The 13,804-nt window shown below is 43.9% G+C and carries 1 protein-coding gene; it reads left to right on the top strand.

Annotated elements, in window-relative coordinates; translation table 11 throughout:
* Positions 1 to 55 precede the first annotated feature (55 nt).
* A complete protein-coding gene (locus tag PCIT_RS17065) occupies positions 56 to 13,732 on the top strand; it encodes a non-ribosomal peptide synthetase (RefSeq protein WP_192992822.1) in 13,677 nt (4,558 codons plus the stop codon).
* Positions 13,733 to 13,804: the final 72 nt, after the last annotated feature.

Raw genomic sequence — 13,804 nt, 5'->3', positions numbered from 1 at the left:
ATGATTGAGTGCTTAGCTGTTATAAATAATTAAGTTAGTAAAATGAGGCGGTTCTTTGAAATTAAAAAAATTATTAGATGAGTTGAAACAAGCAGGTGTAATTTTTAAAATAGAAGAGGATAGGCTCAAAGCTAATATACCTAAGTCAATTACTCCTGAGTTAAAGAAGCAGCTTCTACTTAATAAAAATGAGCTAAAAGATTTTTTACTTCGAGTAAATAGTGCAAGCAATAAAAACTCGTTAATGATTACTAAAAGACCCACAGATCTGCAGGTGCGTTTGTCTTTTTCGCAAGAAAGGCTTTGGTTAATAGATCAGCTACAAGGTGATAGCTCAGAGTATAATCGACCAGCTCTATTTCATTTTCGAGGGGCAGTTCAGTTCGATATTTTGAAAAGAGTTTTGTCTATGATTATTGATAGACATGAAATATTAAGAACAACTTATCATGAGCAAGATGGCATACCTTATCAATGTATTAATCCACCTTGTGATATTCACCTTGAAAAGAAATATATTGATAGGCATAACTTAACGTCTATTATTGAGGCTGAGGTGGTTAAGCCATTTGATTTATCATCAGACTTAATGGTTCGTTTGTGTGTGTTTTTGTATCAAGATCGAACTGAGGACTCTGGCGTTATTCTATTGAACTTACATCATATTGCGACAGATGGATGGTCAATGGAAATATTAACTAAAGAGTTTTTTACTTTGTATACGTCTTTGATTGAAGGGGGAGATAGCCAGCTTGCCGAGTTAGAAATTCAATATGCAGATTATGCACATTGGCAGAGGGAGACGTTCCAAAAGGAAAAATTGGAAGGGCAGCTGAGCTACTGGGAGCAGCAATTAGAAGACGTACCAGGGGTTCATGGTTTGCCACTGAGTTATCCACGTCCTGCGATCAAACAGCATATTGGTGCTGTTGTGAAGGGGAGTTTATCCGCCAATGTTAGCCAACAATTGCAAGCATTAGCGAAACAACATCAATTAACTCCATTCATGTTATTACATGGTGCGTTATCGTTACTGTTGTCAAGACATAGCAATAGCCATGATATTGTCATAGGCACGCCTGTTGCAAATAGGTTGCAAGAAGCACTGTCGCCGCTTATCGGGTTTTTCGTTAATACGCTCGTGTTGCGAGCAGATACAGCCCATGAGACGTTGGCAGAATACTTTAAGCATATAAGGCAAGTGCATTTGGAGGCGCAGTCAAACCAAGATGTGCCTTTTGAGCAGTTAGTAGATAGATTAAAAGTCCCTCGAGGAGGAGCACATAGTCCTTTATTCCAAATCATGCTGACGACGAGCACAGATTATGGTTTGAGCGCAGCGGAGGAAGTAAGCTCTTTACCGGGACTGGCATTGGAAGGATATGACAGTGGGGCAGTGACAGCGAAATTTGATTTAGATATTAACTTGAGCATGAGCGATGAAGGGGTAGGACTGACCTGGACGTATGATATCAGTGTGTTTGATGAACAAATGGTCTCGCGTTTGAATACACATTTATGCCGACTCTTAACGAGCTTAGCGGAAGTGGGTGAAGGGACAGCAGCGCCACACAGTTTAGCGATGCTATCCAGTGCAGAAGAATATCATTTAGTGACAGAGCTTAATGATACGGGAGTGACCTATCCAAAAGAGCTATGTATTCATGAGTTATTTGAACAACAAGCACAGGATAATCCAGATAGTGTGGCAGTGGTATTTGAAGATACGCAATTAACCTATGGCGAGTTGAATTCGCAAGCGAATCAGTTAGCGCACTATTTGGTTGAGAAGCATAATGTTAAGCCAGACACATTGGTGGGGATATGTGTAGAGCGTTCGCTAGAGATGGTGATAGGGATATTGGGTATTTTGAAGGCGGGGGGTGCGTATGTGCCACTGGACCCAAGTTATCCGCAAGAGCGTCTTAGCTATATGATAGAAGATGCGGGGCTCGAGGTTGTGCTCAGTCACGAGAGTGTAGTTCGCGTATTGGGTGAGTTTAGAGGCACAGTAATCTCACTCGATTCATCAGAATTGTATGCACATTATAGCCCTGCCGAATTGTGTAAATCAGCGCTAGGGCTTATATCGAGTAATTTAGCGTATGTGATTTATACATCGGGTTCGACAGGTAAGCCCAAAGGGGTGATGATCGAGCATCGTAGTGCGCAAGCTCTCATGCATGAAATGTCTGATTGGTTTGCCGGTGTGACACGGTTTGGTTGGGGGGCCAGCTATGTTTTTGATGCGTCCTTACAGGGGCTCGTGTGTTTATTCTCAGGCAGAACATTAATCGTGGTGCCTGAAGTCATCAAAACGCAACCAGAGCGATTGCAAGACTATATTCAATCACACTATATAGAATTACTCGATTGCACGCCGAGTGTTCTGCAATTCTGGCTTGATACATGGCACGATTTTACACCACCACATTTATTGGTGGGAGGGGAAGCGATAAGTCAAGCATTATGGCAACGTTTGGCAGGTTATACCGCTGAAGGGATAGAGATCCGTAATGTGTACGGGCCAACCGAATGTACAGTGAACAGTACGATGGCACATGTCAGTGGTAAAGAGGTTCATATTGGCAAGCCTTTATCGTATATGCGCTCATATGTGTTAAGTGACGATGCGTGTCGAGGGCTTGTACCGTACGGTTCAGCGGGTGAGTTGTATTTAGGGGGGGATGGTTTAGCCCGAGGTTATTTAAATCAGCCGACCTTAACCGCAGAGCGGTTTATTGATAACCCTTATTTTGATGAATATGACCCACATAGTTCAAAAAGATTATATCGTACGGGAGACTTGGTTCGCTATTTACCGGATGGAAATTTAGAATTCATTGGTCGTACAGATGACCAAGTTAAGATCCGCGGCTTTAGGATTGAACTGGGTGAAGTTGAATCACAGCTGGCGCAGCAAACTGGAGTCGATTCAGCTTTAGTGGTGGCCAAAGAATTAGCGGGAAGCCTACAGCTTATTGGATATATCAAGCCAGACGAAGTGATGGATGAGTCTGCACACAGTACCTATGTGAATGCGCTGAAAACCTCGTTAAAAACAACCTTGCCTGAGTATATGGTGCCGAGTGTATTACAGGTGATCACACAGTGGCCCTTAACGCCGAATGGTAAAGTAGATAAAAAGGCTTTGCCAGAACCAGACAGCAGTGTATTACAAGGCGCGTTTGTGGCACCTGAGTCAGCAACCGAGCATGCGTTGGCAGCTATTTGGTCAGAATTACTGACGATAGACGCGGCGCATATCAGTCGTACTGCGAACTTCTTTGAATTGGGAGGACATTCACTCTTAAGTATTCGTTTAATAGCAGCGATCCGTCAGCAGCTCTCAATAGAGCTGCCAGTGCAAACGGTCTTTGATACAGCGAGCTTAATGGCTTTGGCTGAAGCGGTAGATGCTGCACAAGGTAATACGATACACGCGCCTTTAGTCGCGGTTACCCGCTCGGAAGGGAGTGAGCCGGTGTCATTTTCACAGCAGCGCTTGTGGTTTATTGATAAGTTACAAGGGGGCTCACCTGAATATAATATGCCTATGGCGTTAACGGTACAGGGGCAACTGGATATTGATTTGATAAACCGTGTTATCACGGAAATAGTATCGCGTCATGAAGTGCTCAGAAGTGTGTATATCGAGGTTGATGGCCAGGCGCAGCAGGTGATAAAAGAGATGTCAGACGTCTCAGTGACAGTGATGCAAGAAGATGTGTGTCATTTGCAAGGAGAGGCACAGCAACACGCGGTACGGGCATTAGTTGAGCAAGAGTTTGTTACGCCGTTTGATTTAGCTGACGATGCGATGATGAGGGTAAATTATATCCATACGTCGTCAGACTCTGGGGTATTGTTATTTAATATGCACCATATTGCATCAGATGGGTGGTCGATGGATGTATTGAGCCAAGAGTTCTTTGCATTATATGACGCATTTAGTGCAGGCAAAGCGAGTCCATTACCGGCATTGGCTATCCAGTATGCGGATTATGCGCATTGGCAACGGGAACATTTAGTCGGTGGGGAGTTAGATAAGCAATTACTGTATTGGGAGCAGCAACTAGAAGACGTACCAGGGGTTCATGGTTTGCCACTGAGCTATCCACGTCCTGCGATCAAACAGCATATTGGTGCTGTTGTGAAGGGGAGTTTATCCGCCAATGTTAGCCAACAATTGCAAGCATTAGCGAAACAACATCAATTAACTCCATTCATGTTATTACATGGTGCGTTATCGTTACTGTTGTCAAGACATAGCAATAGCCATGATATTGTCATAGGCACGCCTGTTGCAAATAGGTTGCAAGAAGCACTGTCGCCGCTTATCGGGTTTTTCGTTAATACGCTCGTGTTGCGAGCAGATACAGCCCATGAGACGTTGGCAGAATACTTTAAGCATATAAGGCAAGTGCATTTGGAGGCGCAGTCAAACCAAGATGTGCCTTTTGAGCAGTTAGTTGAGCGTTTGAAGGTGCCGCGCAGTGCGATGCATAGTCCATTATTTCAAATCATGATGACTATGAGCACAGATTATGGCGTTGTTGAAAGGAAGGAACGGAAGGTCGCTTTACCTGGGGTGGAGTTACAAACGTATGAATCAGAGACAGTGCAAGCGAAGTTTGACTTAAATGTTGGCCTGAGCATGACGGATGAAGGCGTTGGGATAAGCTGGACATACGATGTGGGTTTATTTGATGAAGAAAGCATCGTTCGTTTGAATACACATTTATGCCGACTCTTAACGAGCTTAGCGGAAGTGGGTGAAGGGACAGCAGCGCCACACAGTTTAGCGATGCTATCCAGTGCAGAAGAATATCATTTAGTGACAGAGCTTAATGATACGGGAGTGACCTATCCAAAAGAGCTATGTATTCATGAGTTATTTGAACAACAAGCACAGGATAATCCAGATAGTGTGGCAGTGGTATTTGAAGATACGCACTTAACCTATGGTGAGTTGAATTCGCGAGCGAATCAGTTGGCGCATTACTTGGTTGAGAAGCAAGGAGTTAGCCCAGATAAACTCGTTGGTCTATGTTTAGATCGTTCACTGGAAATGGTTGTTGGTATTTTAGGTATACTAAAAGCTGGAGGTGCATATGTGCCGCTGGACCCAAGTTATCCGCAAGAACGCCTTAGTTACATGATTGATGACGCAAAGTTGGAGGTTGTGCTTAGCCAGTCATCAGCAGTAAATGCATTGGGTGAGTTCAGTGGTAACGTAGTGTTATTAGATTCTCCAGAGGTATATACGCATTATAGCTCTGGTAGGTTAAATAGAGTCGCTCAGGGCTTAACGTCTGCGAATTTAGCGTATGTGATTTATACCTCTGGTTCTACAGGTAAACCAAAAGGGGTAATGGTTGAGCATCGAGGTGTACAAAATACGCTTTCAGACAATATATTGCAGATGGAGTTAGCGGAGCATTCAGTCTTTTATCAATCAACTTCAATTGGGTTTGATGCCGCGACTTGGGTGCTATGGTTGACGCTGCAATCAGGTGGAACCGTGAGGCTAGCGGACTCTAATGATTATGAAGAAGAGCTGCTACATTATAATGATGTAACACATATTATGATGACGCCTTCAATGTTAGAGTTGATCACACCTGAAAAGCATACAGGCGTGAGTCATGTTATTGTCGGCGGTGAAGCATGTTCATCTGAATTAGTACATAAATGGTTAGAACGAAAAGTACGGTTTTATAACGCCTACGGGCCAACTGAAACGTCTATTTGTTGCTCTATGTGGCAAGCTACCCCTCATGTGGCTATATCTGTTGGCAAGGTTATATCTAACAGCCAAGCTTACATTTTATCTGAAAAGGGGGAGCTACAACCTAATGGAACAGTTGGAGAGCTGTATATCGGGGGGGTTGGTTTAGCGCGAGGGTATCTAAATCGCCCAGACCTCACTGCTGAGCGCTTTGTTGATAATCCATTTTATGATTCGAAATTAGAAAGTAGCTCATCGCGGTTATATCGTACTGGTGATTTAGTGCGTTACTTACCTGATGGGAATTTAGAATTCATTGGTCGTGCAGATGATCAAGTAAAGATCCGCGGCTTTAGGATTGAACTGGGAGAAGTTGAATCACAGCTGGCGCAGCAAACTGGAGTCGATTCAGCTTTAGTGGTGGCCAAAGAATTAGCGGGAAGCCTACAGCTTATTGGATATATCAAGCCAGACGAAGTGATGGATGAGTCTGCACACAGTACCTATGTGAATGCGCTGAAAACCTCGTTAAAAACAACCTTGCCTGAGTATATGGTGCCGAGTGTATTACAGGTGATCACACAGTGGCCCTTAACGCCGAATGGTAAAGTAGATAAAAAGGCTTTGCCAGAACCAGACAGCAGTGTATTACAAGGCGCGTTTGTGGCACCTGAGTCAGCAACCGAGCATGTGTTGGCAGCTATTTGGTCAGAATTACTGACGATAGACGCGGCGCATATCAGTCGTACTGCGAACTTCTTTGAATTGGGAGGACATTCACTCTTAAGTATTCGTTTAATAGCAGCGATCCGTCAGCAGCTCTCAATAGAGCTGCCAGTGCAAACGGTCTTTGATACAGCGAGCTTAATGGCTTTGGCTGAAGCGGTAGATGCTGCACAAGGTAATACGATACACGCGCCTTTAGTCGCGGTTACCCGCTCGGAAGGGAGTGAGCCGGTGTCATTTTCACAGCAGCGCTTGTGGTTTATTGATAAGTTACAAGGGGGCTCACCTGAATATAATATGCCTATGGCGTTAACGGTACAGGGGCAACTGGATATTGATTTGATAAACCGTGTTATCACGGAAATAGTATCGCGTCATGAAGTGCTCAGAAGTGTGTATATCGAGGTTGATGGCCAGGCGCAGCAGGTGATAAAAGAGATGTCAGACGTCTCAGTGACAGTGATGCAAGAAGATGTGTGTCATTTGCAAGGAGAGGCACAGCAACACGCGGTACGGGCATTAGTTGAGCAAGAGTTTGTTACGCCGTTTGATTTAGCTGACGATGCGATGATGAGGGTAAATTATATCCATACGTCGTCAGACTCTGGGGTATTGTTATTTAATATGCACCATATTGCATCAGATGGGTGGTCGATGGATGTATTGAGCCAAGAGTTCTTTGCATTATATGACGCATTTAGTGCAGGCAAAGCGAGTCCATTACCGGCATTGGCTATCCAGTATGCGGATTATGCGCATTGGCAACGGGAACATTTAGTCGGTGGGGAGTTAGATAAGCAATTACTGTATTGGGAGCAGCAACTAGCAGACGTACCAGGGGTTCATGGTTTGCCACTGAGCTATCCACGTCCTGCGATAAAACAACATATAGGCTCGGTGGTGACAGGCGGTTTACCAGCAGAGGTTGCGAAACAGCTGCAAGTGGTGGCGAAGCAGCATAAGTTGACGCCATTTATGCTATTACATGGTGCATTATCTTTGCTGTTAGCTAGACACAGTAATAGTTCAGATATTGTGGTGGGAACGCCTGTAGCGAATAGAACACAGTCGGAATTAGCGCCTTTGATTGGTTTTTTTGTGAATACACTCGTATTGCGCGCAGAGACCGATCATGAGACGTTGGCAGAATACTTTCAGCATATAAGACAAGTGCATATAGGAGCGCAGTCAAACCAAGATGTGCCTTTTGAGCAGTTAGTAGATAGATTAAAAGTCCCTCGAGGAGGAGCACATAGTCCTTTATTCCAAATCATGCTGACGACGAGCACAGATTATGGTTTGAGCGCAGCGGAGGAAGTAAGCTCTTTACCGGGACTGGCATTGGAAGGATATGACAGTGGGGCAGTGACAGCGAAATTTGATTTAGATATTAACTTGAGCATGAGCGATGAAGGGGTAGGACTGACCTGGACGTATGATATCAGTGTGTTTGATGAACAAATGGTCTCGCGTTTGAATACACATTTATGCCGACTCTTAACGAGCTTAGCGGAAGTGGGTGAAGGGACAGCAGCGCCACACAGTTTAGCGATGCTATCCAGTGCAGAAGAATATCATTTAGTGACAGAGCTTAATGATACGGGAGTGACCTATCCAAAAGAGCTATGTATTCATGAGTTATTTGAACAACAAGCACAGGATAATCCAGATAGTGTGGCAGTGGTATTTGAAGATACGCAATTAACCTATGGCGAGTTGAATTCGCAAGCGAATCAGTTAGCGCACTATTTGGTTGAGAAGCATAATGTTAAGCCAGACACATTGGTGGGGATATGTGTAGAGCGTTCGCTAGAGATGGTGATAGGGATATTGGGTATTTTGAAGGCGGGGGGTGCGTATGTGCCACTGGACCCAAGTTATCCGCAAGAGCGTCTGAGCTATATGATAGAAGATGCACAGTTGGAGGTTGTACTCAATCATGAAGCCACATCAGATGTGCTAAAAGCGTATACGGGTGAGGTAGTTGCACTAAATATGCCGGCTTTGTATTCAAGTTATTCTAGCTCGGCGCTTTGTACAGCTGCATTGGGGTTGGCATCAAGTAACCTGGCTTATGTGATTTATACATCGGGCTCGACGGGCAAACCAAAAGGGGTATTAACACCGCACATTGGTGTGGCCAGGTTAGTGATAAATCAAGGGTTCATGGAGCTCAATGAGCGCACAGTGATGATGCAATGTGCTAATACGGCATTTGATGCTGCTACTTTGGAGTTATGGGGGCCATTGCTAAATGGTGGGCAATGTGTTCTTTATCCATATGTTAGATTGTCGATAGATTTATTAAACGCAGAGTTAGATAAGCATAGTGTGAATAGCTTATGGTTAACGGCTGGTTTCTTTAGAGAGTGGGCTATGTATGGCTCGAAGCCCCGAGCATTGAAGCAATTATTGGCAGGGGGAGATGTGTTGGATCTGGCTGCTGTGAGAGAAGTGCAGCGAAATATGCCGGAGTTATTGTTAATTAATGGCTATGGGCCAACCGAGAATACTACCTTTTCAACAACGTATAAGTTTGCAGGTCAGTACACAAGTGAGTTTGTACCTATAGGTAAAGCATTATCTAGTGATGAACTATACATTATGAGTCCAATGCAGCAGTTATGCCCATTTGGGACCGTTGGTGAATTATATGTGGGTGGTGATGGCTTGGCGCGAGGCTATTTAAATCGTCCAGAACTAACCGCAGAGCGTTTTATTGAAAACCCATTCTATGATGCCAAGGGCGCGCATAGTTCACCGCGTTTATATAAAACCGGAGACTTGGTGCGCTATTTACCGGATGGTAACTTAGAGTTCATTGGCCGTGCAGATGACCAAGTTAAGATCCGCGGCTTTAGGATTGAACTGGGTGAAGTTGAATCACAGCTGGCGCAGCAAACTGGAGTCGATTCAGCTTTAGTGGTGGCCAAAGAATTAGCGGGAAGCCTACAGCTTATTGGATATATCAAGCCAGACGAAGTGATGGATGAGTCTGCACACAGTACCTATGTGAATGCGCTGAAAACCTCGTTAAAAACAACCTTGCCTGAGTATATGGTGCCGAGTGTATTACAGGTGATCACACAGTGGCCCTTAACGCCGAATGGTAAAGTAGATAAAAAGGCTTTGCCAGAACCAGACAGCAGTGTATTACAAGGCGCGTTTGTGGCACCTGAGTCAGCAACCGAGCATGCGTTGGCAGCTATTTGGTCAGAATTACTGACGATAGACGCGGCGCATATCAGTCGTACCGCGAACTTCTTTGAATTGGGAGGACATTCACTCTTAAGTATTCGTTTAATAGCAGCGATCCGTCAGCAGCTCTCAATAGAGCTGCCAGTGCAAACGGTCTTTGATACAGCGAGCTTAATGGCTTTGGCTGAAGCGGTAGATGCTGCACAAGGTAATACGATACACGCGCCTTTAGTCGCGGTTACCCGCTCGGAAGGGAGTGAGCCGGTGTCATTTTCACAGCAGCGCTTGTGGTTTATTGATAAGTTACAAGGGGGCTCACCTGAATATAATATGCCTATGGCGTTAACGGTACAGGGGCAACTGGATATTGATTTGATAAACCGTGTTATCACGGAAATAGTATCGCGTCATGAAGTGCTCAGAAGTGTGTATATCGAGGTTGATGGCCAGGCGCAGCAGGTGATAAAAGAGATGTCAGACGTCTCAGTGACAGTGATGCAAGAAGATGTGTGTCATTTGCAAGGAGAGGCACAGCAACACGCGGTACGGGCATTAGTTGAGCAAGAGTTTGTTACGCCGTTTGATTTAGCTGACGATGTGATGATGAGGGTAAATTATATCCATACGTCGTCAGACTCTGGGGTATTGTTATTTAATATGCACCATATTGCATCAGATGGGTGGTCGATGGATGTATTGAGCCAAGAGTTCTTTGCATTATATGACGCATTTAGTGCAGGCAAAGCGAGTCCATTACCGGCATTGGCTATCCAGTATGCGGATTATGCGCATTGGCAACGGGAACATTTAGTCGGTGGGGAGTTAGATAAGCAATTACTGTATTGGGAGCAGCAACTAGCAGACGTACCAGGGGTTCATGGTTTGCCACTGAGTTATCCACGTCCTGCGATCAAACAGCATATTGGTGCTGTTGTGAAGGGGAGTTTATCCGCCAATGTTAGCCAACAATTGCAAGCATTAGCGAAACAACATCAATTAACTCCATTCATGTTATTACATGGTGCGTTATCGTTACTGTTGTCAAGACATAGCAATAGCCATGATATTGTCATAGGCACGCCTGTTGCAAATAGGTTGCAAGAAGCACTGTCGCCGCTTATCGGGTTTTTCGTTAATACGCTCGTGTTGCGAGCAGATACAGCCCATGAGACGTTGGCAGAATACTTTAAGCATATAAGGCAAGTGCATTTGGAGGCGCAGTCAAACCAAGATGTGCCTTTTGAGCAGTTAGTAGATAGATTAAAAGTCCCTCGAGGAGGAGCACATAGTCCTTTATTCCAAATCATGCTGACGACGAGCACAGATTATGGTTTGAGCGCAGCGGAGGAAGTAAGCTCTTTACCGGGACTGGCATTGGAAGGATATGACAGTGGGGCAGTGACAGCGAAATTTGATTTAGATATTAACTTGAGCATGAGCGATGAAGGGGTAGGACTGACCTGGACGTATGATATCAGTGTGTTTGATGAACAAATGGTCTCGCGTTTGAATACACATTTATGCCGACTCTTAACGAGCTTAGCGGAAGTGGGTGAAGGGACAGCAGCGCCACACAGTTTAGCGATGCTATCCAGTGCAGAAGAATATCATTTAGTGACAGAGCTTAATGATACGGGAGTGACCTATCCAAAAGAGCTATGTATTCATGAGTTATTTGAACAACAAGCACAGGATAATCCAGATAGTGTGGCAGTGGTATTTGAAGATACGCAATTAACCTATGGCGAGTTGAATTCGCGAGCGAATCAGTTGGCGCATTACTTGGTTGAGAAGCAAGGAGTGAAGCCAGACAGATTGGTGGGGATATGTGTAGAGCGTTCGCTAGAGATGGTGATAGGGATATTGGGTATTTTGAAGGCGGGGGGGGCGTATGTGCCACTGGACCCAAGTTATCCGCAAGAGCGTCTTAGCTACATGATAGAAGATGCAGCGCTGGATGTGATATTGACGCAGGGAGAGGGAGTCCAAGCTTTAGCAGGGTATAGCGGTAATCTTGTTGCGTTAGAGGCAGGGCATGAGTATGAAGATTATAGTAAGGTAGGGTTAGCTAAGTCACAATTGGGCCTCACATCGAGTCATTTGGCGTACGTAATTTATACATCAGGATCTACAGGGCAACCTAAAGGTGTAATGATTGAACATAGTGGCGTTATGAATACAATATCGCACAATGCGAGAGCATTTGAATTGCAAACAAGTTCAACGTTTTATCAATCTACCTCAATTGGTTTTGACGCTGCTACATGGGTTGTATGGCTGTCGCTATCTTCGGGTTCAGCATTACGATTAGCAAGCTCGTTTGATTTTGAAAGTGAGTTGTCAAATTACAGTGATGTCACTCACATCATGATGACGCCATCAATGTTAGAATTGATTGATGAGAGAAAAGTCGACCGAGTTACACATGTTATTGTAGGTGGTGAGCAATGTTCGCATGGCTTAATCGAGAGATGGATAGGTCGTAATGTGCAATTCTACAATGCATACGGCCCAACTGAAGTGTCTATATGTAGTTCGGTATGGAAAGCTAGAGCTTCGGAAGTTACCTCGATAGGTCAAGCGGTTGACAATACGCAGTTTTTAGTACTAAGTAAAGATTCAGAGTTGGTTCCAAAGGGAATAATAGGCGAGCTTTATTTGGGGGGGGAGGGGTTAGCGAGAGGGTATTTGAATCGTCCGACACTAACGGCTGAGAGATTCATTGATAACCCGTATTTTGATGCTGCAATGCCTCATAGTTCATCGCGTTTGTATCGCACAGGTGACTTAGTCCGCTATTTACCAGATGGCAATCTAGAGTTTATTGGCCGTGCAGATGACCAAGTAAAGATCCGCGGATTTAGGATTGAGTTAGGAGAAATTGAAGCGCAACTCACAGAACTGGCTGGGGTTGAGTCCGCTTTGGTGGTGGTAAAAGAGTTAGCAGGCAGTCAGCAGTTGGTTGGATATATAAAGCCAAAAAAGACAATTGGTGAGGCAGAGCAAGTAGCATTTATGCGAGAAGTAAAAGCTGATGTTTCAGCTGTGCTGCCAGATCATATGGTGCCAAGTGTCTTATTAGAGGTATCTAATTGGCCTTTAACACCGAATGGGAAAATTGATAAAAAAGCGCTACCTATACCGGGAGATGATGTATTAAACAGTGAATATATAGCACCTAATACTGAAGTGGAGCATACACTCGTTCGTATATGGTCAAAACTACTTAAGCTAGAAGCAGACACCATTAGTGTGACAGCAAACTTTTTTGAATTAGGTGGACACTCACTTTTGATAATAAAGCTCGTATCAGAGATTGAGTTAAATTATGAGGTGCATATTGACATTGCACAATTGTTTAAAGCGATGTCAATACAAGCGCAATTAAAGCTAATTGCAAAATGTAAGCAAAATAAAGAAAGGGAATTAATTAGGACTATTCATAATCACGCAGAGGCAGACAGCCATGTAATATTAATACCTGGTATTGCAAGTACTGAACGAGATTTTGAAGATGTTATGAATTATTTATTAGATCAAAAGCTTAACGTTAGCGTGGTACATCACCTTGGCCTTCGTAATAATGAAGAACCATTTTCGTCCATTGAAGTTGCGGTTAAAGCCTATGCGGAGGAGTTACAATTACAGCAATGCAAAGAGCTTATTTTAGTTGGTCACTCGTATGGGGGAGTGTTAGCACTTGAGCTGGCCAATCACTTACACTCTTTGGATATCAGTGTAAAAACGGTGATGTTAGATACGTATTTTGAACAGCACAAGTTTAGCCGAGTTAAGTTATTAGATATTCAAAAATCTGATTTTCCAGAACACCTTAAAAATTTGTACTTGTATCAAGCAAGTCTATTTAGAAATTATATCCCTATTGTTTATGAAGGGGCTCTTACCATGATATTTGCAGGCGATAGTTCAATGAACAGCAATACATACCATGAATATTTAGAACATACATTCAAGGCGAGTACATGGAAAAGTTACTCTATCGGTGGAGACCATTTTTCTATGCTTAGGGGTTCAGGGGGGCGGTTTATTTCAAAGTGCATTAGCTCGATGACATGAAATTTTAGTCGTAACTGAGTGCATACCCATATTTTAATGTGGGTATGTACTGACTTAGAATAATATTAAGCA

The sequence above is a fragment of the Pseudoalteromonas citrea genome, assembly GCF_000238375.3.
In the GTDB taxonomy this organism is placed as follows: Bacteria; Pseudomonadota; Gammaproteobacteria; order Enterobacterales; family Alteromonadaceae; genus Pseudoalteromonas; species Pseudoalteromonas citrea.
Note: the sequence above shows the minus strand (reverse complement) of the source record. Positions and strands in the feature narration are given on the sequence as shown.